We start from the raw sequence: 21,963 nt of genomic DNA on the forward strand, positions 1-21,963 counted from the left end.
AATCTGATACAGCCATAAACCGTGAAATAGCGAATAATCGGTAAACCTCTTATTTTAAAACAGACTTCCCGCCACCATATTATCTTGCATGACGCACAAATAATCTTGTTTTGGCATGCTAAATTCGTGGTATATCTTGTTATCTGTTACATGAAAATGACGATGTACATCTTACAGATTAATATGGAGGTAGCCATGTATCAGCGCTGTTTTGACAATAAGTCAGATGCCATTTTTGAAAACGGACTTACACCTAAGCTCTCCAGATATGTGGTTAGCGATGACCCGAACTGGGAATCAGGTCATCATATGCATGAAGCCGAAACCGAACTGATCTACGTAAAGAAAGGCGTCGTCAAACTGACCATTGACTCATTAAACTATGTTGCTCAGGCTGGCGATATTATTGTTATTGAACGTGGTTGCTTGCATGCTCTGGCCTCTGACACAACTTCACCCGCGACGACCTATGCCTGTGCTGTGTATGGTTTTAAAATAAATGGGCTTGAAGAGAATCGAATAATGCAGCCTAATTCCTACCCGGTGGTTTCTGCCGTTAAAAACAAAGATGTCATACATGAAATCAACATGCTATTACCCCAACAAAAGGATAATCTTTCATCCTCAGTTTATGATGCATTTGGCTCTCTTCTTACTGTGATATTTTATGAGAATTTCAAAAGTGCCTACCGAACCAATACTGGCAATATAATCAAAGACGTGTTGGTAAAAGACATTCTGATTTATTTAAACAATAATTACAGAGAAAAAATAACCTTAGAACAATTAGCAAAAAAATTCCGGGCCAGTGTCAGCTATATCTGCCATGAATTCAGTAAAGAGTATCGGATTTCCCCCATCAACTATGTCATTAAGCGCCGGATAACAGAGGCAAAATTTGCATTGACCAATACGGATTTGTGTCTGAATGAAATTTCTTTCCGAGTTGGCTATGAAAACGTCGATCACTTCACGAAATTATTTATTCGCCATGTCGGTTGCTCGCCTTCTGAATATCGCAAACAGTTCAAGAGTGACCTTAACAAAGAAGAATATATCGCAGAATTTGGTGAACGCTCAGAAATGCTAACCTGAGATTAATGGCAAACCTAATGGCTTTATTGCAAATTTAATCCGTCCACATTTCATAATGTGAACGGATTGTCAGAGCTAGCTACTTATTCTGATAGTCTTTTAGGATCTGACGGCCCGCAATATAAATCATTATTTCATCGGTCCCGCCACCAATTCGTTCGCAGCGAACATCACGCCAGAAGCGCGAAACGCGTGCATCATCGGTATAGCCAAGTCCGCCCATAATTTGTATTGCATCATCAATCACTTCCAGTGCAGTACGAGCACAATATAATTTACACATAGCCGCACTGGTTCTTAGCGACTGATGCATATCAGCCTGCCATGCCACTTTAAGTACCATATTGCGCATGTTTTCAATTTTTACCGCCATTAATACCAGTTTTTCCTGAATCATTTGGTTATGGCCAATTGGCTTACCAAACTGAATACGCTGGTTAGCATACTTGGCTGCATCCTCAAAAGCACATTCGGCAAAACCGGTGCTGCGAGCTGCATTAATCAGGCGCTCCATCTCAAAGTTATACATGACATTCAGGAAGCCCATTCCCTCTTCGCCAACCATATCGCTTTCATCCACTTCGACATTGTCGAGATAGACTTCGCACGTGCTCAGCATGTGCCAACCAATTTTATGCAATGGGTTGATTTTAATACCAGGGCGATTCGACTCAACCCACCACAGCGTAAAGGCTTTTTTAGGATCTTTCGGTTCAGGATCCCGCGCCAGCACCAGCATATAAGGGTATTCTTTGGCTCCAGTAATAAAAGTCTTTTGGCCATTCAAATACACTTTGCCATTATTACGTGTATAGCTGGTCGTGGCGCTATTATTGTCTGAACCCGCACCCGGCTCGGTGAGGGCCAGAGCATAAGCCGGGTCACCGGTCGCGAGTGTACTTTCCGCAGTTTTCCGCAATTGTTCTGGTGAACCAAATCGCATCATACTGTGAATACATTGCCCATTAGTAATCAGAAATGCCGGTGCGCCACATTTTGAGACCTCCATTAACGCCAGCATTTGCGTGACATAATCAGCCGGGATCCCATTATATTCCTCCGGCACACCTAACAGAGAAATACCGTTATCAGATAACGCTCTCATAAATTCTTTAGGATAAGTTCCGGTTTGGTCGCAGGTCCTGAAATACTCTTCGGGGAAGTCATTGGTTATGAGTTCCCGAATACTTGCCAACAATAACTCTTGCTCTTCGGTTAAGCTAAAGTCCATATTCTTCACTCCCCTATATTAATTATCTTCAGGCAAAACAAATCCCATGACGTTATCGTAAAACATTCTTTCATCCATTAATTTCAAATTGCTGGATATAATAGGCTTGAAATCCATTTGCGATAAAATATCACGTTCCAGATCAACGCCGGGGGCAATTTCAACTAAATGAAGTCCATCTTCTTTTAACGTAAATACCGCACGCTCAGTGATATAACGAACATCTAAGCCACGCTCCAGTGCAATTTTCCCACTGAATGTTATTTCCGGTATTTCTTTGATGAATTTTTTAACTCGCCCTTCCTGGACAATTTTTAGTGTTCCTTCACTCACTTCTGTTTTTAGACTGCCCGCAGTTAATGTCCCGCAGAATATAATTTTCTTCGACGTTGCACTGATATCAATAAAGCCACCGGTACCCATAATCTTGCCATTGAATTTATGCACACCAACATTACCCTGTTGGTCTATTTCAGCAAAACTCAAATAACAAACATCTAGGCCACCGCCGTGATAAAAATCAAATTGTGAGGTCATATCTAGAATCGCGCGGGTATTAACGTTGGCACCAAAAGCCACACCTTGTGTCGTAATACCGCCAATGGGGCCGGTCTCCACCGTTAATACAAAATCATCAGCGCAACCCTCTTCTCTGGCAACCAGGCCGATACCATCCGCGATACCCACCCCCACATTCCCGACCGCCCCTTTGCGCATTTCAAATAGCGCACGACGGGCAACTAGCTTGCGCTGGTTCAGCGGAATCGCCATCTTAGTACTATCATCCAACACAAAATCGCCGGAAATAAAGCGGTTAACCGGCGCGCCACCATAGAGTTGAGTCTGTGCCGGGTCAACAACCACAATATCCACAAGATAACCGGGAATTCTGACAGATTTCGGATGAAGAGTGGCTTTCTTAACCATCTTCTGCACTTGCATCATCACAATACCGCCATTGTTATGTACGGCCTGTGCGATAACTAAGGCATCCAGATACATCACTTCATCTTCAAAAGAGGCATAACCTTCACTGTCGCACGTCGTGGCACGTATAAAAGCAATGGTTGGTGCAATAGCCTTATAAAAGAGATATTCCTTATTATCAATTTCAACCAATTTAATGAGATCTTCTTTGGTCACTTCATTGAGTTTCCCACCTTGTTGGCGCGGATCAACAAATGTACCAATACCGATATTAGTTAAAATGCCCGGCTGGTGAGCGGCGGATGCCCGAATAACTTGAGTTAAAACACCTTGCGGATAGTTATAGGCACTAATCTTATTTTGTTCGGCCAAATCAGAAATACGCGGCGATTGTCCCCAATGACCACAAAGCGCCCATTTCACTAGTCCCTCTTGAGCCAGTGGGCTAATACCTCTTTCAGCCCGGTCGCCTAATCCCGTTGGGCTAATTAAAGATAAATTGCGTGGTGACTGAGTGTTTTTATATTGCTCAGCTAATGCCGTAATTAATGTTGTCGCTTCAAGAATCCCACCACCTGCACCTAATACACAGAGTGTCGCTTCATCCGGAATATATTTTACAGCATCCTCAGCGGATAAAACGGGAACCCGACCATTAATTCTTTTCGGTTTTTCCAGTTTCATAGTTTCTCCAATTCCATAGATATGCCTAATCATGATCGAATTAGTTTCTGTCCATCAAGAAAATAAAACGTCACATTGCCATTAGGGCATTGTAAATAAATATCGGGTAGGAATGGTTATTCAGAAACCAGAGAGATCTCTGAATAACGGTTAAATAAGCACTACGTTAGGATTGATGTATTACTGTTAAAACAGATCTTAATTCCTTAATATCTATTTGACCCGGCGCAGATGCTTTTTTCAGTGCACCAAATGTTGCTGCCGAACCAAAGACCTCACCTGATAAGCGAGAAATAATTCCCAGAGTCGACATCGACATAGTAATAATTGGGCGGTCAGCATATTTTTCATGCATTTCTAATGTCGCCGCCAGCAGTGTCATCACGTCGCTTTTGTTTTGTGGCATTAATGCAATTTTAGGAATATCGGCCCCAAGATCTTGCATTTTGCACAGGCGTTTAACAATCTCATCTTTGGGTGGGGTTTTATGGAAATCATGATTAGACATGATAACTTTTACACCTTTAGCATGAGCATATTCTATCGTGGCGCTGACTTCTTGATCGCCCGTAAAAAGCTCCAAATCAATCATGTCAACCTGACCGCTATCAATCATCTTCTTATTTAACGCAAGATAATCATTAGGTGATATCTCTTTCTCTCCCCCTTCTTTAGCTGTTCGAAAGGTAAAGAGAATAGGCTTATTATGAATAATATTTCTGAGCTGCTGTGCAGCCTCGAGAATGCTCTCGATATCTTTCACATCTGCAAAATGATCAATTCGCCATTCCAGAATATCAAAATCAAAGTCTTGGTAATATTCAGCCTCAGACTTAATCGTCGCGACATCTTTTCCCATCAATGACACGATAATTTTAGGAGCACCCTCACCTATGACCAGATTCTTTACTGTTACGGTTTTCATTCTTGTCCCTTCCATTAATGCCTGACAACAGGCAATAGTCAGTATGCTCCCAAGCAGGATGGCTATGCGTTGAACCCCATAACCTTTTTAATATATTCCAGCGGAAACTCTTTTCCAGTCCAAAGCTTAAACTGCTCAGCACCCTGCCATAACAACATTCCATATCCATCGACAGTTTTACACCCAGCTTCCATGGCCATCTGTAGCAGCTTAGTCATATGAGGGTTATAGACGCACTCAGAAACAAGCAACTCAGGGCGCAGCATCGAGATATCACTGACGATACTTTCATTTTCCAGTGGTTTCATTCCCACTTTTGTACCGTTAGTCAGAATATCAGCATTGGCAATAGCATTAGCAAACGCTTTTTGGTCCGCCAGGTCGTATACCGTCACAGTACAATCTGTATTGTCATTAACCCGTTTGGCAAAGGCGAGAGCTTCTTCGTAAAACTCATCACGCCGGTTAAATAGCATGATTTCCTTGATACCTTCAATTGCCGCCTGTGCGCCAATCGCGGTAGATGCGCCACCCGCCCCCACCAGGACCATTTTCTTACCTTTAATATCAAAGCCCGTTTCTTTGATTGCTTTAATATGCCCAGTGCCGTCGGTGTTATATCCTCGAAGAAAACCGTTATCATTAACAATGGTATTAATGGCACCTACTAATTTGGCCGCAGGCGTTAATTCATCAACATATTGACAAGCTAGCTGTTTATTGGGCATAGAAACACCCGTGCCACGCATTTTTAATGCCTTGAGACCTTCGATAGCATGACCAAAAGTGGAATTATCTACCTCGAAAGCCATATAAGTGTAAGGCAAACCTACCTCTTCCAATGCCTTATTCTGCATTTCTGGCGATAGGCTATGTCTGATAGGATAAGCCATTAACCCAATCAGTTCATATTTTGCAGTCACGTCCATTAACAACTCCTCACTAAAAATGGGTATATTTAGATTTCTTAATTAATATTTATCTTATTAATTTTCAGCAAGGCGATCATTGAAGGAATCGCTCACCAAAACGAAAATCACTTTGTGGGATCTTGAAGACTTTATAGTAGCGAATAAAGACGACTATCGCGGTGAAGAAAGCAACAAGAGCAAATACGATATCTAGCAATATGATATATTGCAGACCAATAGTGGATAAATAACCGGTAGCGAGTGGAATAACAAAATTCGCCAATCCCCCCATCATCATATAAATACTGGTAACCTTGGCTTTGCTTTTCGGGAAGAATTCGGACATAACCGAGACACCCAGTTGCAATATCCCACCCGCAGCAGAGAAACCAATAACAAACGCCCCGACATTACAAACCAGCGGAGATGGATACAGATAAATAACAGCGGCGGCAATGACAGCTAGCCCAGTATTAAATACATTGGCCCACACAGGGCGCACCATACTTTTAAGCAGGAAGGCAAAGAGAAAGACGCACAATAATGAACCCAAACTATAGTAAGAAATAGTTTTTAATGCATCCGCTTCGGCCATTCCGGCAAAGGCCATCGCATATTTTGGCATCCAAACGACGATAACATAAAATGTGGAAAATGCCGCGACCCCAAATACCACTGAGGCGACACCTTCCAGCCATGCTAAAGGCTTACTGCTCATCTGAGGCAAGTCTTTGGCAATAGCGGCATCCACTGTCTGGCTGGGAAACTTACTCTTCATCACCAGCAGAGTGACCAGAATAAATAGCACGCCCGGAATGATCATGGCATAGCCAAACCACAGTTGGCTCACCATCAGGAAACTGACTAACATCGGGTAGAACATTTGCCCAAAGGAAATTGTCGCCTTCAGTAGAATCACAGCAGAGCCTGAAGTTTTAGGATAACACTCCATCAATGCAGGATAACCCCCGGTGTCTAATGCCGCATTCGCTGCCCCCACACAGAAGGCCAGAATAAACGCAACAATCAGATTGGGACTGGCAAGGATACCGAAGAAAAATAAGATATAGAGTGCTATACCTACAAAAATAACTGAACGCCTGCCGAACTTATCAGAGATGACACCGAAAAATAGAATACAAACTAATCTTCCCAAACCTATTCCAGAAATGACATAGGCTATTCCAGCACTGTCGGTGTTAAATTTTTCAGCCAAAGGGGTCATATTCTGTGCCAAGGTAATCACACTGATCCCGTGAAGAAAATAACTTAGATATATACTTATGGCCGCTAATAAAAATGGCGCATTGAAGGCCTTATTTTGGCTCATACTTCTCTCCGTTTATTGTTAATTTTTTATTAAATACATTTTTTATAAAACATCAATAAACTACCAACCCTATACAATATATATAACGGCAACCTTGGTTTATACATAATATGACGTTTTCGTTTCCAATTTTATTGCAAAGTGCAAAGAGGATATGGCGACAATATTGTTGTTAGATTGTTTTTATTTTACAAAACCAATACAACAAGGTAATAAGGCAAGAAAATACACTGATGAAATGATAGACGTTTGAATTCTGTGAGGAAGTTAAAAATTATCAAATATAAAAGTAGATTTTCTTAATACTATCATTTTATAAAAGAGACATCAGATACGGTTAGGGGTATTACTGTGATCCGGTAGACATTACCATGATGTATATCAATCAGAAAAAAGCCCCCTCATCAGCTGTCATTATCCATCTATGACTTATAACTAACGTATTTAACAGTTCATTTACTCGGTTTATTTTCTTCATGAGGAAAAAGTGCATGTTATATTGCACAACGCCATAATAATTTTGCACGTCCTCGTGAACCAATATCCTTTCTCATTAAATAAATAAGATAATGCCAAAATCGCACCACAACATTATGTGACCGAGTCAGTGGTACAAACAGAATGTTTATCGTATGTTCAACTATTAGTCAAACTGACCATAATGCTCTTGAAATGACAGGTATACCGAGAGGAAGAAATTAACGAGGTGTCACGGGAAACTGGATGAATTTAAAACAATTACACTATTTTAAGCGCTTAGCTGAAAAACAACATTACACAGAAGCAGCCTCAAGCCTGTTCATCGCCCAGCCGTCATTGAGCCATGCCATATCTGAGCTTGAAAAAGAGCTGGGTGTCACTTTGTTTGAAAAAATCGGTAGAAATGTGCGAATCACAGAGAGTGGGAAAATCTTTTTGCCTTATGTGGAGAATGCACTGCTTGAGTTGGAAAATGGCCGTCTTGCCTTGCGTCAAATGACCGGTTCTGAAAATAATACTATTAGGCTGGCATTTATTTACACCATGGGGGAGACTATCGTTCCCCAACTGATTGACCGTTTTATACATATTCCCGGTCATGAAAATAAGCGTTTTTGCTTCTATCAAGGGACATCGTCATCAATTATTGACGATCTCAAAGCTGATAAGTTTGATTTGGCTTTCTGTTCTCAAATGCCAGAAGAACCCGAAATAGAGTTTATTCCATTAATTAGTCAGGAACTGGTGCTGGTCACCTCGCGTGATCACCCATTAGCATTGCGTAATGAAAGTGAAATCGCATTAGAGGACACCATTCCTTATCCCTTTATCTTTTTTTCACAAAAAAGTGGTTTACGCCAATTTATTGACAAGATGTTTATGCAGAGAAAACTGATCCCAGAAATAACCTGTTATGTTGAAGAAGATACGGCAATGGTTGGGCTTGTCAGTATTAATTATGGTATCGCGATTATGCCGCGAATTAGCACACTTAAACATTCTAACGTTCATGTCATGCACATCAAAGACCCTGGCCCGACTCGCTATATTTGCCTGGCAACCCGTAAGAATCAGATATTATCGCCAGCCGCTCAGACATTTAAGAAGTTTATCTTCAGTTCATGCCAGCTAATGACATTTAAGTAACTTATGCATGAGTGTGTAGCTCGCAACTCCTAGCTACACACTATCTTTTCTTTCAGACCTGAACTTGATTCATTTTTACGATATAACTTTGTTCCCTCCTGCTGCGATAGCCAATAAACAGTGCCGTCAGGAAACCGGCAGCAGCGAGGCCCACATCAAACCACATAATATGGGCGATACTGGTTTGCGAGAGTTTGGCGGTAATCAATGGGATCGTGAATGTCGCCAAACTTCCTGCACTATAAAAAATAGCGGTGGCTTTACCTTTAGCCTGCGGAAAACGCATCGCCATCAGTGTCAATCCGAGTTGCATAACACCGCCGGCAGCAGAGAAGCCAATAACAAAGGAAAAAATAAACACGGTGGTTACGGTGGTATATAAACACACCGCCAGCAAGGCAACGAAAGATATAAAGGTATAAAGCATTAGCAATGTGGTCGAACTCACCGTTTTCTTAACCAATCCCGCAGTAATTAAGACGCATAGCAAAGAGCCGATGGTATAGACACTGAGGAGTTTGATAGACAGGGTATAAGACATCCCCGCCACAAACTGTCCATATTGCGCTAGCCACTGGCTAACCAGATAAAACGTCGCCATCGCGATATATCCATACAGTGTAAAGCTGGCGAGATCTAACATTGAGCAGGTATAACTTTTAGCTGTCTTAGATTCAGCGGTATCAATAGCCGGCTCGATTTTCAGCGGAGAATCATGCGGTGGGAAGGGGCATCGAAACAGATAGAGTGCATTCACCAGCATGACAGCGGCGGCAATTAAAAACGACCAGCCGAACCAGAGGTCAAACCACACTAATATGCTGATCATAAACGGTAAAATAAATTGTCCACCGGAAACAAATGCTTTAATAAGAATATTCGCCGTGCTTGGCGTTTTCGGGAAGGCCTCCATCAGTGATGGATAGGTAGCAGAGTCAAGGAAGCTGTTTGCCATGCCCGCCAAGAAACCGAAACAATAGGCAATAACAATGCTTTTTGTACCGAGGATTCCGAGGAAAAAGACCAGATAACAGGCCATTCCCAGATAAACAAAGGGTTTTCGACCAAAACGATCGGAGAGCATGCCCGCTATCAGTAGAATACTCAGCCGCCCTATTCCTAATGATGAAATGACAATCGACACACCTGCGGCGTCAGTTTGCCACTGCTGTTGTAGATGGGGCATATTTAAGCTGATCAATATGACACCCATGCCGTGGACCAAATAATTAATATACAAGCCGATAGATGTTGGTATGTAATTTTTTTTCATATAAACCCTTTGCAGAAAAGGATTTTTTTGATGCAGTCTACAGGGTTTTCTTTCCTGCTATCTATCTCAAAAAAACCTGATCTAGAGGTACTTTCCCGGTGAATTTTGTGGTGCAAGAAAATGACAACCAGACTCAATGCGACAAGTAAAAAAATCCTAAAAGGCTAGGCACTTCATGTATTTCCATACTAACAATCCGGCTTAGCAATAAATAATTCATTTTTTGAAGGTAATTCATAGATTATTTCTATGGACAGCCTAGCTGGATGTTATTGGTCTATTTCCCCCGTTATAATTGTACTTTTCTCCATGCCACTGACGCATTCTTAACAACATTACTGCAACATATACGCCAATCATTTAACAAGTCGGGTATTTATTTAATAGCAACAGTTAGAATGATAGATTTTAATGATAAATAGAGAGAATTGAGCATGCCGTTAATAGGTAATAATACACAAGATGTTTATTTTTGAATTTGTGAGAAAGGAAACATATTATTCATTTTTATGACATGAGTCATATTATGACAGCAAGCAATTAATTTCCTTGAAGTGTCAATATACTTAGGCCATCAAGGAATAATTAATGCAAGATACTTTGGTGTCAGAAAGTAAAGCTATTCATTATCGTAACATTCTATATACTGTTTAACACAAACGTTCCAGATCATGAGAATACAGCTCGGCGGCAACAGATTGATAAACTTTCCATTCTAGAAAGTCTCCATCAGCATAAACAGCATGAAATGCCTCATAATCGGGGAAAAAGCGCATAGTATTATTCCCAATGCGATTATTTATCTTTTTAAGAATGGCATTAATCTTTTTCTTTCTTTTTTCATTCATCAAAGTCAGAGTCTCAATCACTGCTGCGGGAATGTCTTGCTCTCCTTTTTCCCATTGTTGCCACATTTCCGTATCTTTATCGCCTGCAATATAATTTGCCGCCTCTTCATAGCTCATAAAAAAAATCTGACGCAATGCCTGCAATTCTAAATAGTTCATAATGACTCCGACATTCATTAATGTGAATGATTAAATAACATTATAATGCTCAGGACGGAATGATCATTATCACAATAAGTTAAACCCGCCATTGCCAGATAATCCGAGCGAAGACAAAAAGCCCGCAAAATCGATGATGATTGCCGGCTTTGTATCTTGGGTACATCACTGTCACTATGTTAGATGAGGCTAAATATTTGCATAACTAGATCCCGCCACTATTCCCCAACCAGAATAACTTCAATCCCACCTTTACGTAGCCCATTCAAACTTTCCGCAGGAATGCCTTGGTCGGTGATAACCATATGTATGCGCTGAGTATCAATAATCTTATGTAAACTGGAACGATTAAATTTGCTGGAGTCAGTAACTACAATAATACGTTCCGCGACTTCACACATTCGGCGATTGAGCCGTGCTTCATCTTCATTATGTGTGCTTATGCCTCGCTCAAGATCAATGGCGTCAACCCCAAGAAACAGCATATCGAAGTGGTAATTCTGTAAAGATTGATCGGCTTGATCACCATAAAAGGAAAGAGACTGACGCCGCAAGTGTCCTCCGGTCATCAACAGTTCTACTCCTTCAGCGTCTAGCAGTGAATTCGCCACATTCATGCCGTTGGTCATCGCAATAACCTCCTTATGATTGCGCATCAGGCGCGCAATTTCATAGGTGGTCGTGCCGGAGTCCAAAATAACACGGTGCCCTGGCTTAATCAGGTTGGCGGCCACCCGGGCAATGCTGCGCTTTAATGATGTATTAAGGGAGCTTTTATCTTCTACCGTCGGCTCGATCCCCGGCGTCCCTGAGTCACACACCAGCGCGCCGCCGTAAGCCCGTACCGCAATTCCTTGTTTTTCCAGAAAAGCCAGGTCATTGCGGATCGTCACCGTAGAAACACCAAAAAATGACGATAAATCATTAACCTGAACACTTCCTTGTTGGCGCAGCCGCTGAATAATCTGCTCACGCCTTTCACTTGTACCCGTTATACGTTTGTCCGCTACCGAATCACTATTGCTCATAGGACATCCTTTCTAAAAGCCTTTCGTTTCTTTTCACTTTGCCTATTAATACCTTTCTTTTGCGGGAAAGCAAGTTTTAACATTGCCGGAAAGAGGTCCGTTTCCTCACCAAACACCCTTTCATTATGTTTCTTTTGCGAAACAGATCCCAATTTTATTATCTTTCGTTTTGTTTTTATTCCACGATAAAGCAGTATCAATGCAACAAATCGAAAGACAAAAGCAACCTAAAACCCATACGGAGAGGAAAGTGAAACATTTAACCGAGTTTGTGGCTGACCATAAACAGGATATCGGATGTGGCATTTTTGCCGTCTGTTCTGCGCACCCACTGGTTCTGGAAGCAGCAATACGCCACGCCCGGGCAACAGAATCTATCTTATTAATAGAAGCGACCTCCAACCAGGTCGATCAGTATGGCGGCTATACCGGCATGACTCCGGCTGATTTCCGTGGTTTTGTTGAACAAATGGCGGATAACCATCAGTTTCCTCGCGACCAGCTGATTTTGGGTGGCGATCACCTTGGGCCTAACCGCTGGCAAAATGCCCCTGCGGAAGAAGCGATGACTCAGGCGGAAGAACTTATTCGCCACTATGTTGCTGCGGGCTTTAAGAAAATCCACCTTGATTGCAGTATGTCTTGTGCTGATGACCCCGTGCCTTTAACCGATGAAATTGTTGCTAACAGAGCTGCCAGGTTGGCTCTGATAGCAGAACAAACTCGTAAGGATCAATATGGTTCCTCTGATTTGGTGTATGTCATCGGCACCGAAGTCCCGGTTCCCGGTGGTGCACATGAAACCCTATCAACACTGGCGGTCACCTCACCACAAGCAGCAAAAGCCACATTAGCAGCTCACCGCCACGCTTTTGAACAACAGGGATTGAGTGACCTATGGCCGCGGATTATCGGGCTGGTCGTCCAGCCGGGTGTCGAATTCGACCATACCCATGTTATTGATTATCAACCGAAGAAATCACTGGCCCTCAGTCAAATGATCGAAGAATTTGACACCATGGTCTTTGAGGCTCACTCCACCGATTATCAAACCCCACTCGCCCTACGGCAGCTCGTTCAGCATCACTTCGCTATTTTAAAAGTGGGCCCGGCACTCACTTTCGCATTGCGTGAAGCGCTTTTTTCACTGGCGGCAATTGAACAAGAATTACGGCCGGCACACCAGTGCTCAGGTCTGCGTGATGTGCTGGAAAACGTCATGCAGGAACAGCCGGATTACTGGAAACATCACTATCACGGCAGTCACGAAGCACGTCGGTTGGCTCGTGGTTATAGCTACTCTGACCGCATTCGCTACTACTGGCCGGATCAAGACATTGATAAGGCTTATTCCAAGTTAATAGAAAATTTGGCGGATGAATCGATTCCACTGCCATTAATCAGTCAGTATCTGCCTCTTCAATACGTTAAGGTCCGTGAAAGCCTTTTTGCAGCAACACCGCACGAACTGATTATCGATCATATCCAGGATGTATTGCGCCAGTACCATGCTGCCTGCCTGGGAACATCGCCATCCAATTAACACAATGATAATAAGGAAGAAAATATGCCAAACATTGTATTAAGTCGTATTGATGAGCGCCTAATTCACGGCCAGGTTGGCGTCCAGTGGGTAGGATTTGCCGGAGCGAATCTGGTGTTAGTTGCCAATGATGAAGTCGCCGAAGATCAGGTTCAACAAAACCTGATGGAAATGGTGCTAGCGGAAGGAATTTCTGTCCGTTTTTGGCCACTGCAAAAAGTTATCGACAATATTCATCGCGCCGCTGATCGCCAGAAAATTCTACTGGTTTGCAAGAACCCTGAAGATTTTCTGACATTGGTTAACGGTGATGTGCCGGTGACTCGTATCAATGTCGGCAATATGCATTACGCCGAAGGTAAACAACAAATAGCAAAAACTGTCTCTGTTGACGATCAGGATATTGCCGCCTTTAATGGCCTGAAAAAAGCAGGGGTGGAATGTTTTATTCAGGGCGTGCCAACCGAGCCCGCTCAGGATCTCTACAAACTCCTCTGAGGTATTTTCTATGGAAATTAGCTTATTACAGGCATTAGCGTTGGGGATTCTGGCCTTTATTGCGGGTCTGGATATGTTCAACGGCCTGACACATATGCACCGTCCGGTGGTCCTCGGCCCACTGGTTGGCCTGATACTGGGTGATCTTCACACCGGTATTCTAACCGGCGGTACATTGGAACTGGTATGGATGGGGCTTGCTCCTCTGGCGGGCGCTCAACCCCCTAATGTGATTATCGGCACTATTGTCGGAACCGCCTTTGCTATTACTGCTGGCGTAAAACCCGAGGTCGCCGTTGGAGTGGCAGTGCCCTTCGCCGTGGCGGTGCAAATGGGGATTACCTTCTTGTTCTCCATTATGTCTGGTGTGATGGCGCGCTGCGACAAAATGGCGGCAAATGCTGATACCGCTGGCATTGAGCGCGTTAACTATCTGGCCTTACTGGCGCTCGGGACGTTCTATTTTCTGTGCGCATTCTTGCCCATCTATTTTGGCGCGGAGCATGCAAAAACAGTGATCGATGTCCTGCCAGCCCGGCTGATCGATGGCCTTGGTGTGGCCGGGGGCATCATGCCAGCGATCGGTTTTGCCGTATTGCTGAAAATCATGATGAAAAATATTTATATCCCCTACTTTATTCTTGGTTTTGTCGCTGCCGCCTGGCTAAAACTGCCGGTGCTGGCCATTGCTGCCGCAGCATTGGCTATGGCCATCATTGATTTTATGCGTAAAGACCCACCGGCGCAGCAGCCTTCCCGTACTGAGCAAGAGGAATTCGAAGATGGTATCTAATACTCAAGTTTTGCCAGACGTCAGCGTAACGGAACAGCCGGTGGCTGATGGCAACGACAATATCTATGAAGATCAAACTATCGGTGCAGAGCTGACGAAGCAGGATATCAACCGTGTAGCCTGGCGCTCCATGCTGCTGCAAGCCTCTTTTAACTATGAGCGTATGCAAGCTTCTGGTTGGCTTTACGGTCTGTTACCTGCGCTGAAAAAGATTCATACCAATAAGAATGACTTAGCACGGGCGATGAAAGGCCATATGGGATTCTTCAATACCCATCCTTTCCTCGTGACTTTCGTTATCGGCATCATTCTGGCGATGGAGCGTTCAAAGCAGGATGTCAACAGCATCCAAAGCACCAAAATCGCTGTTGGCGCACCACTTGGCGGAATTGGCGATGCCATGTTCTGGCTGACCTTGCTGCCTATTTGTGGTGGCATTGGGGCCAGTCTGGCCCTGCAAGGATCGATTCTCGGTGCGGTGGTGTTTCTGGTGCTGTTTAACGTCGTTCATCTTGGGCTGCGTTTCGGCCTTGCCCACTATGCCTATCGCATGGGTGTGGCGGCCATCCCACTCATTAAAGCCAATACGCGTAAAGTAGGTCATGCGGCTTCTATTGTTGGGATGACCGTGATTGGTGCCCTGGTGGCCACTTATGTTCGTTTGTCCACCACACTTGAAATCACTGCCGGGGATGCCGTCGTTAAGTTACAAACCGACGTTATCGATAAACTGATGCCGGCTTTTCTTCCACTGCTATACACCCTGACCATGTATTGGCTGGTACGCCGTGGCTGGAGCCCTCTGCGACTCATTGGACTTACCGTAGTGTTAGGGATTGTTGGAAAGTTCTGCCACTTCCTATGATTGCGAGAAAAATAATAAGCGAGATAAAACAAGATGATAAGCATTATTCTCAGCGGCCACGGTGGGTTTGCCACCGGACTGGAAAAGGCGATGAAGCAAATACTGGGCGAACAGCCGCAAGTTATAGCCATCGATTTTCCTGAAAGTTCCTCCACTGCTCTGCTGACGGCTCAGTTTGAAGAGGCGCTAGCCAGTCTGGATGAGCGCGAAGGGCTGGTTTTTTTGACTGATTTACTCGGCGGCACCCCCTTCCGCGTGGCCTCAACTCTGGCCATGCAGAAAGCAGACCGTGAAGTTATCACCGGTGTAAATTTGCAGCTCTTGCTGGAAATGGTACTGGAGCGTGAAGGCCTCAGTAGCCAAGAGTTCCGTCGAATGGCGCTCGAATGCGGTCACCGTGGATTGACCAGCTTGGTGGACGAAATGGGACGCTATCGCGAAACCGCACCGGTTGAGGAAGGTATATGACGGTATTGCTACGCGCCAGACGTGTTCTTACCGAGCAAGGCTGGCTCGATGAACACCAGTTACATATCGATGGCGACACCATCGTCGCCATTGAGCCAATCCCCACTGGCGTGACTTGGCGCGATGCTGAACTGTTGTGCCCTGCCTACATTGATATTCATGTCCACGGTGGCGAGGGGGTTGATGTGATGGATGATGATCCCCATGCTCTGAGCCGGTTGGCATTACATAAAGCACGTGAGGGGGTGGGCGGATGGTTGCCGACAACGGTAACTGCCCCACTGGACGAAATAGTGAGCGCATTGCAACGTATCGCCCAGCACTACCATCAAGGAGGGAAAGGGGCCACTGTGCTGGGAAGCTACCTAGAAGGCCCCTATTTCACGCCACACAATAAAGGCGCACACCCAGCAGAGCTGTTCCGCGAACTCGATATTACTGAGCTCGATAGATTGATTGAGGTCTCACGGAATACATTGCGTGTAGTGGCGCTGGCACCTGAAAAACCTGGTGCGCTACAGGCAATTAAGCATCTGAAAAGCCGCGGGATCAAGGTCATGCTCGGCCACAGCGCGGCGAGTTATGAAGAATCACTCCGTGCTTTTGATGCTGGGGCTGATGGGCTAGTTCACTGTTTTAATGGCATGACTGGCCTGCATCATCGTAACCCCGGCATGGTTGGCGCGGGGTTAACTGACCAGCGCGCCTGGCTTGAGTTGATTGCCGATGGCCACCATGTGCATCCTGCCGTAATGACTCTTTGCTGTGGTTGTGCCAAAACGCGAATATTATTGATAACTGATGCGATGAGTGCGGCAGGGATGCCAGATGGTGACTATTCGATTTGTGGTCACCCGGTGACAATGCAGCAGGGTGTTGTTCGCACAGCTAGCGGAGGTTTGGCCGGCAGTACGCTTTCGCTGGATGCCGCAGTACGAAATCTGGTCAATGACGTGGGCATACCGGCGGCGGATGCAGTCCATATGGCTTCACTGCATCCTGCGCAAATGCTGGGGCTTGAGAAAACCTATGGCTCACTGTCAGTGAATAAACGCGCCAATATCATTGCGCTTGATTCCCAACTCAAACTGCAAACTATTTGGGTTGATGGCTTGCCTGTTCTCCTATAGCCCTTTCATTACGTATCATATTGGTTTGTGGTCTAGACGATCACAGACCTTTCTTTTCCTTTCGTATTTTCCGAACCAATTTACTATAAAAAAATAATATTTATAGATAGATCAATAGCATTAAAACAATTCATTGTTTTTCAGATCACGTTTTTCGTTTTATTTCTTTTCTTATGTTGACCTTTCGTTTTCTTTTCTATAGATTTTCATTTAAACACATAGCGGGTTAAATGAAACAAAACGAAAGATTGCCTTCTGCTGCTTTGTGCTGACCCTTTGAATATGCACTGCTAAGGACTGAGTTATGAACGAAAGCCATTCTGCCCGTATTTCCGGCACGTCTACCTGGACCGAAAAAGAGATCCGTCAGCAACCTGAATGCTGGATCCGCTCCTTAAAAAATATAGAAAGCCTACGCCATGATATCGACGCCTTCCTTGCGCCACTATTGCAAAAATCTGATTTGCAGATTGTCCTAACCGGTGCGGGAACCTCAGCATTTATCGGTGATATTATTGCGCCATGGTTATCACGCCATAGTGGGAAAAATTTTGTTGCCGTGCCGACAACCGACCTCGTCACCAACCCTGTTGACTATCTGTCTACCGAGCAACCCACACTGCTTATCTCCTTTGGGCGCTCAGGTAACAGCCCTGAAAGTGTGGCAGCCGTCGATTTAGCCAACCAATTAGTCAAACAGTGTCACCATCTGGTCATCACCTGCAATGAAGCTGGCAGCCTGTATCAAAATGCAGCGAAAAGCGACAATGCACTGGCGCTGCTGATGCCACCAGAAACCCATGACCGTGGTTTCGCCATGACCAGCAGTATCACCACCATGATGGCAAGCTGTCTGGCAGTTTTCGCCCCTGAGGTTATCAACAGCACTCGCTTCCAAGACGTCGCAACTCGCTGTCAGCAGATTATTACCGCGCAAGGTAACTTGAGCGAAGCCGTGTTTGGCGACCTGCCTTTCAAACGAATTGTTTACCTCGGTAGCGGTGGATTGCAAGGTGTGGCGCGGGAATCGGCACTGAAAGTATTAGAGCTCACTGCGGGTAAATTGGTCGCATTTTATGACTCCCCGACAGGCTTTCGCCACGGGCCAAAATCACTGGTCAATGGCGAAACACTGGTGGTAGTTTTTGTTTCCAGCCACCCTTACACCCGCCAATACGATCTCGATTTGCTGGCTGAGTTGCACCGCGACCAACAAGCCATGCGTGTCGTGGCGGTCTCTGCCACCACCAGTCCAGAGATCGAAGCTGGCCCCTATATTCAGCTACCGGCTTCCCGCGACTTTATTGATATCGAACAGGCCTTCTGCTTCTTGATGTACGCGCAAATTTTTGCCCTGACCGAATCCATCAAAGCAGGGATTACTCCGGATACCCCTTCCGCCAGCGGGACAGTAAACCGTGTAGTGAAAGGCGTGGTTATTCACCCCTGGAAAGGCTGAGAGGATCATTATATGAGTATTATTTCTACCAAATATCTGCTTCAGGATGCACAAGCAAGAGGCTACGCGGTACCGGCGTTTAATATCCATAACGCGGAAACTATTCAGGCAATCCTCGAGGTTTGCAAAGAGATGCAGTCGCCGGTGATCCTTGCCGGTACTCCGGGCACGTTTAAGCACATCGCTTTTGAAGAGATCTATGCATTGTGCAAAGCCTATTCGGAAAGCTATGACATGCCGCTGGCGTTACATCTTGATCATCATGAATCACTGGAAGATATCAGTCGTAAGGTTAACGCCGGGGTACGAAGTGCCATGATTGACGGCAGCCACTTCCCGTTTGCCGAAAATGTGCAGTTGGTGCGGACGGTGGTTGATTTCTGTCATCGCAACGATTGCAGCGTCGAAGCTGAGTTAGGCCGTCTGGGTGGCGTAGAAGATGATATGGATGTTGATGAAGAGAGCGCCTTTCTGACTGACCCACAACAAGCACGTCGCTTTGTCGAACTCACTGGGGTTGATAGCCTGGCGGTTGCCATTGGTACCGCCCATGGCTTGTACACTAAGCGCCCCAAAATTGATTTTAAGCGTCTGGCAGAAATCCGCGAAACGGTTGATATTCCTCTGGTATTGCATGGCGCAAGTGATGTACCTGATGAATATGTTAGACGTGCTATCGGGTTGGGGGTTTGCAAAGTCAACGTGGCAACCGAGCTAAAAATCGCCTTTGCGGCGGCGGTGAAAAAATGGTTTGCCGACAATCCAGAAGGCAATGACCCACGTTATTACATGCGTGTCGGCATGGACGCCATGAAAGAAGTGGTGCGCAGTAAAGTGACCGTCTGTGGGTCTGCTAACAAATTAATTCCTGAAACTGAAGCCTCGCTATAAATAGGTGCACTTAGCATGTTGCCCGGTGACTGCCGGGTAACACTATGTGTCCAACACTTGTTTGATTAAAAATACGTTTTAATTTAATGCCCTATCCGCTTTAACGCGCCATCTGAAGAATAACAAACATCTTTTCTGGACCTCAAATAACAAGGACATCCACATGCAGAAAATCATACCGAGTTCGCTCTTATTATTACTGATGAGTCATGGCGCTTTTGCTGCCGAATATCTACTGAATAACGATAAACTATCCCTCTCATTTGATGATAAAAATTCAGCTGTCGTGGTGAAAGATAAACTTTCCGACCACAAACTTGCTCCAGTGGAGCTATTTTTCCTCACTCTGCCCAATGAAGATGTTATCCACGCCGCCGATTTCAACATTAAAAACGTCACTCAAAAAGATGATGCTATTCACATCGATTATGAGCATAAAGACTTCGACGTCACCGTGGTACTCAATGTATTAAAAGGGAAATATGCCAGTATCGACTATACGATTAAGGCAAAAGGCAAAGCGCGTGACGTGGCCAAAATCACCTTCTTCCCAACCAAAGGGCAGTCACAGGCACCTTACGTGGATGGCGCGATTAATAGCTCGCCGATTATCGCCGACAGCTTCTTTATCTTGCCGGAAAAACCTATCGTCAATACCTATGCCTATGAAACTACAACCAATCTGAATGTAGAGTTAAAAACGCCGATTGAAACCGATGCGCCCGTTACTTTCACCACCTATTTCGGCACATTTGAAGAAAATAACCAGTTGCGCCGCAGCTTTAACCAATTTATCAATGCGATGCGCCCTCGCCCTTATCAGCAGTATCTTCACTACAACAGTTGGATGGATATCGGCTTCTTCACCACGTATACCGAACAAGAAGTGCTCGACCGAATGGACACTTACGCCGATGAGCTGATGAAAAAACGTGGCGTACAACTGGACGGTTTTCTGCTGGATGATGGCTGGGATGACCGCACCGGAAAATGGCTTTTCGGCCCGGCATTCAGTAAGGGATTTAGTGTTGTGAAAGAAAAAGCCGACAGCCTGAATACCTCGGTCGGTTTGTGGTTATCGCCGTGGGGTGGGTATAACAAGCCACGCGATATCCGTGTTTCCCACGCCAAAGAGAACGGTTTCGAAACCGTGGATGGAAAATTCGCCCTCTCCGGCCCTAATTATTTCCGTAATTTTAATGAGCAGATTATTAAACTCATTAAAAACGAGCATATCACCTCCTTTAAACTGGACGGCATGGGCAATGCCAACTCACATATTAAAGGTAGCCAGTTCGCCTCCGATTTTGACGCCTCCATCGAGCTGATTAAAAACATGCGTGAGGCTAATAAAGATCTGTTTATCAACCTAACAACCGGCACTAATGCCAGCCCTTCCTGGTTGTTCTACGCCGACTCTATCTGGCGTCAGGGCGATGATATCAACGTCTTTGGTAAAGGCTCGCCAGCTCAACAATGGATGACCTACCGTGATGCCGAAACCTATCGTTCTATTGTGCGCAAAGGTCCGCTATTCCCGCTAAACTCGCTGATGTACCACGGTATTGTTAGCGCTGAAAATGCCTATTTTGGGCTGGAAAAAGTACAAACCGATCCTGATTTTGCTGATCAGGTGTGGAGCTACTTTGCCACCGGGACTCAGCTACAAGAACTCTATATCACCCCTTCAATGTTAAACAGCAACAAGTGGGACACGCTGGCAAACGCCGCTAAATGGTCACGGGAAAATAGTGATGTGTTGGTTGATACCCATTGGATTGGGGGTGATCCTACTGCACTGGATATTTATGGCTGGGCATCCTGGAGCAAAGATAAAGCTATCTTTGGCCTGCGTAACCCATCCGATAAAGAACAAAGTTATTATTTAGACCTGACCAAAGACTTCGAAATCCCGAGTGGTCAAGCCACCAGCTTTACCCTCAAAACGGTATACGGCACCAACCCAAGCTTGGCAAAAGATTACAGCAAACCGGTGATTATCACCTTGAAACCACTGGAAACACTGGTCATCGAAGCAATACCTGTGGCTAGCACCCAATAATTTCCCTTCCACTATCAGGCCGGGTGGTCATATTTATCCGGCCTATCAAGCAGCTCGGCAATTTTTGCTCTTCACCGAAAATGCAACAGTTCATCAGCGATGCCAATAATGAATCCACGATGCTGCCCCCGAATGACGAGGTCATATCCGGCAAAAAGTGTTGAGATTCTTTCGTTTCTTTCATTCTCGCAATGATTGACAATAATCTTGCGCTAGC

Annotated in this window: 19 protein-coding genes; 11 read left to right on the forward strand and 8 right to left on the reverse strand. The window is 44.9% G+C overall.

Features of this window, described 5'->3' with window-relative positions; all coding sequences use genetic code 11:
• Nucleotides 1-195 precede the first annotated feature (195 nt).
• Nucleotides 196-1,095 (forward strand): AraC family transcriptional regulator, encoded by a 900-nt coding sequence (locus DJ58_RS18280; RefSeq protein ID WP_004712306.1) that lies wholly within the window; start codon nt 196-198, stop codon nt 1,093-1,095.
• Nucleotides 1,096-1,174: 79 nt separating this feature from the next.
• Here the strand turns inward: DJ58_RS18280 and DJ58_RS18275 are convergent, their stop codons facing one another.
• The 5 genes from DJ58_RS18275 to DJ58_RS18255 all read right to left on the reverse strand — a co-directional run bounded on the left by DJ58_RS18275 (nt 1,175) and on the right by DJ58_RS18255 (nt 7,103).
• A complete protein-coding gene (locus tag DJ58_RS18275; RefSeq protein WP_004712307.1) occupies nt 1,175-2,326 on the reverse strand; it encodes an acyl-CoA dehydrogenase in 1,152 nt (383 codons plus the stop codon).
• A gap of 18 nt (nt 2,327-2,344) precedes the next feature.
• Nucleotides 2,345-3,937, reverse strand: a complete 1,593-nt coding sequence (locus DJ58_RS18270) for an acyl CoA:acetate/3-ketoacid CoA transferase (protein WP_004712308.1) — start codon at nt 3,935-3,937, stop codon at nt 2,345-2,347.
• 166 nt (nt 3,938-4,103) lie between these two features.
• Nucleotides 4,104-4,862, reverse strand: coding sequence for a type I 3-dehydroquinate dehydratase (aroD, locus tag DJ58_RS18265; protein ID WP_032911953.1), 759 nt, complete (start codon nt 4,860-4,862; stop codon nt 4,104-4,106).
• Between the two features lie 62 nt (nt 4,863-4,924).
• Nucleotides 4,925-5,791 (reverse strand): quinate/shikimate dehydrogenase, encoded by an 867-nt coding sequence (gene ydiB, locus DJ58_RS18260; RefSeq protein WP_032913189.1) that lies wholly within the window; start codon nt 5,789-5,791, stop codon nt 4,925-4,927.
• Between the two features lie 76 nt (nt 5,792-5,867).
• Nucleotides 5,868-7,103, reverse strand: coding sequence for an MFS transporter (locus DJ58_RS18255; RefSeq protein WP_032911955.1), 1,236 nt, complete (start codon nt 7,101-7,103; stop codon nt 5,868-5,870).
• A 723-nt stretch (nt 7,104-7,826) separates the two neighbouring features.
• Between DJ58_RS18255 and DJ58_RS18250 the strand changes: the two genes are divergently transcribed.
• Complete coding sequence (locus tag DJ58_RS18250) at nt 7,827-8,729, forward strand: LysR family transcriptional regulator (RefSeq protein ID WP_004712312.1); 903 nt, start codon at nt 7,827-7,829, stop codon at nt 8,727-8,729.
• A 52-nt stretch (nt 8,730-8,781) separates the two neighbouring features.
• On the opposite strand, the gene DJ58_RS18245 is transcribed toward DJ58_RS18250, so the two are convergent.
• The 3 genes from DJ58_RS18245 to DJ58_RS18235 all read right to left on the reverse strand — a co-directional run bounded on the left by DJ58_RS18245 (nt 8,782) and on the right by DJ58_RS18235 (nt 12,037).
• Nucleotides 8,782-10,002, reverse strand: a complete 1,221-nt coding sequence (locus DJ58_RS18245) for an MFS transporter (RefSeq protein ID WP_032913190.1) — start codon at nt 10,000-10,002, stop codon at nt 8,782-8,784.
• A 650-nt stretch (nt 10,003-10,652) separates the two neighbouring features.
• A complete protein-coding gene (locus tag DJ58_RS18240; RefSeq protein ID WP_032911958.1) occupies nt 10,653-11,009 on the reverse strand; it encodes a YdiL family protein in 357 nt (118 codons plus the stop codon).
• A gap of 218 nt (nt 11,010-11,227) precedes the next feature.
• Nucleotides 11,228-12,037, reverse strand: coding sequence for a DeoR family transcriptional regulator (locus DJ58_RS18235; RefSeq protein ID WP_004712315.1), 810 nt, complete (start codon nt 12,035-12,037; stop codon nt 11,228-11,230).
• 250 nt (nt 12,038-12,287) lie between these two features.
• Here DJ58_RS18235 and kbaZ point away from each other — a divergent pair, with 250 nt between their 5' ends.
• The 9 genes from kbaZ to yacT all read left to right on the forward strand — a co-directional run bounded on the left by kbaZ (nt 12,288) and on the right by yacT (nt 21,746).
• On the forward strand, nt 12,288-13,580 hold the full coding sequence (gene kbaZ, locus DJ58_RS18230; RefSeq protein ID WP_004712316.1) for a tagatose-bisphosphate aldolase subunit KbaZ: 1,293 nt from the start codon (nt 12,288-12,290) through the stop codon (nt 13,578-13,580).
• A 24-nt stretch (nt 13,581-13,604) separates the two neighbouring features.
• Nucleotides 13,605-14,078, forward strand: coding sequence for a PTS N-acetylgalactosamine transporter subunit IIB (gene agaV, locus DJ58_RS18225; RefSeq protein ID WP_004712317.1), 474 nt, complete (start codon nt 13,605-13,607; stop codon nt 14,076-14,078).
• 10 nt (nt 14,079-14,088) lie between these two features.
• A complete protein-coding gene (gene agaW, locus DJ58_RS18220; protein ID WP_004712318.1) occupies nt 14,089-14,871 on the forward strand; it encodes a PTS N-acetylgalactosamine transporter subunit IIC in 783 nt (260 codons plus the stop codon).
• Entirely contained in the window at nt 14,861-15,736 is an 876-nt protein-coding gene (agaE, locus tag DJ58_RS18215; protein WP_032911960.1) for a PTS N-acetylgalactosamine transporter subunit IID, read from the forward strand. The genes agaW and agaE overlap by 11 nt, the downstream gene beginning before the upstream one ends.
• Before the next feature lie 33 nt (nt 15,737-15,769).
• On the forward strand, nt 15,770-16,204 hold the full coding sequence (gene agaF, locus DJ58_RS18210; protein WP_004712320.1) for a PTS galactosamine/N-acetylgalactosamine transporter subunit IIA: 435 nt from the start codon (nt 15,770-15,772) through the stop codon (nt 16,202-16,204).
• Entirely contained in the window at nt 16,201-17,334 is a 1,134-nt protein-coding gene (gene nagA, locus DJ58_RS18205) for an N-acetylglucosamine-6-phosphate deacetylase (RefSeq protein WP_032911962.1), read from the forward strand. Before agaF ends, nagA begins: the two co-directional genes overlap by 4 nt.
• A 304-nt stretch (nt 17,335-17,638) precedes the next feature.
• Complete coding sequence (locus DJ58_RS18200; RefSeq protein ID WP_004712322.1) at nt 17,639-18,793, forward strand: SIS domain-containing protein; 1,155 nt, start codon at nt 17,639-17,641, stop codon at nt 18,791-18,793.
• A gap of 12 nt (nt 18,794-18,805) precedes the next feature.
• Nucleotides 18,806-19,684: a tagatose-bisphosphate aldolase subunit KbaY gene (gene kbaY, locus DJ58_RS18195; protein ID WP_004712323.1), complete on the forward strand. Its 879-nt coding sequence runs from the start codon at nt 18,806-18,808 to the stop codon at nt 19,682-19,684.
• Nucleotides 19,685-19,847: 163 nt separating this feature from the next.
• Nucleotides 19,848-21,746: an enterotoxin YacT gene (gene yacT / locus DJ58_RS18190; protein ID WP_004712324.1), complete on the forward strand. Its 1,899-nt coding sequence runs from the start codon at nt 19,848-19,850 to the stop codon at nt 21,744-21,746.
• Nucleotides 21,747-21,963: the final 217 nt, after the last annotated feature.

Source organism: Yersinia frederiksenii ATCC 33641, from assembly GCF_000754805.1.
Taxonomy (GTDB): domain Bacteria; phylum Pseudomonadota; class Gammaproteobacteria; order Enterobacterales; family Enterobacteriaceae; genus Yersinia; species Yersinia frederiksenii.

Excerpts from the sequence above, each read along its gene's own strand:
- DJ58_RS18280 (WP_004712306.1), top strand. The coding sequence starts at position 196 with ATGTATCAGCGCTGTTTTGACAATAAGTCAGATGCCATTTTTGAAAAC.
- DJ58_RS18275 (WP_004712307.1), bottom strand. The coding sequence starts at position 2,326 with ATGGACTTTAGCTTAACCGAAGAGCAAGAGTTATTGTTGGCAAGTATT.
- DJ58_RS18270 (WP_004712308.1), bottom strand. The coding sequence starts at position 3,937 with ATGAAACTGGAAAAACCGAAAAGAATTAATGGTCGGGTTCCCGTTTTA.
- aroD (WP_032911953.1), bottom strand. The coding sequence starts at position 4,862 with ATGAAAACCGTAACAGTAAAGAATCTGGTCATAGGTGAGGGTGCTCCT.
- ydiB (WP_032913189.1), bottom strand. The coding sequence starts at position 5,791 with ATGGACGTGACTGCAAAATATGAACTGATTGGGTTAATGGCTTATCCT.
- DJ58_RS18255 (WP_032911955.1), bottom strand. The coding sequence starts at position 7,103 with ATGAGCCAAAATAAGGCCTTCAATGCGCCATTTTTATTAGCGGCCATA.
- DJ58_RS18250 (WP_004712312.1), top strand. The coding sequence starts at position 7,827 with ATGAATTTAAAACAATTACACTATTTTAAGCGCTTAGCTGAAAAACAA.
- DJ58_RS18245 (WP_032913190.1), bottom strand. The coding sequence starts at position 10,002 with ATGAAAAAAAATTACATACCAACATCTATCGGCTTGTATATTAATTAT.
- DJ58_RS18240 (WP_032911958.1), bottom strand. The coding sequence starts at position 11,009 with ATGAACTATTTAGAATTGCAGGCATTGCGTCAGATTTTTTTTATGAGC.
- DJ58_RS18235 (WP_004712315.1), bottom strand. The coding sequence starts at position 12,037 with ATGAGCAATAGTGATTCGGTAGCGGACAAACGTATAACGGGTACAAGT.
- agaV (WP_004712317.1), top strand. The coding sequence starts at position 13,605 with ATGCCAAACATTGTATTAAGTCGTATTGATGAGCGCCTAATTCACGGC.
- agaW (WP_004712318.1), top strand. The coding sequence starts at position 14,089 with ATGGAAATTAGCTTATTACAGGCATTAGCGTTGGGGATTCTGGCCTTT.
- agaE (WP_032911960.1), top strand. The coding sequence starts at position 14,861 with ATGGTATCTAATACTCAAGTTTTGCCAGACGTCAGCGTAACGGAACAG.
- agaF (WP_004712320.1), top strand. The coding sequence starts at position 15,770 with ATGATAAGCATTATTCTCAGCGGCCACGGTGGGTTTGCCACCGGACTG.
- nagA (WP_032911962.1), top strand. The coding sequence starts at position 16,201 with ATGACGGTATTGCTACGCGCCAGACGTGTTCTTACCGAGCAAGGCTGG.
- DJ58_RS18200 (WP_004712322.1), top strand. The coding sequence starts at position 17,639 with ATGAACGAAAGCCATTCTGCCCGTATTTCCGGCACGTCTACCTGGACC.
- kbaY (WP_004712323.1), top strand. The coding sequence starts at position 18,806 with ATGAGTATTATTTCTACCAAATATCTGCTTCAGGATGCACAAGCAAGA.
- yacT (WP_004712324.1), top strand. The coding sequence starts at position 19,848 with ATGCAGAAAATCATACCGAGTTCGCTCTTATTATTACTGATGAGTCAT.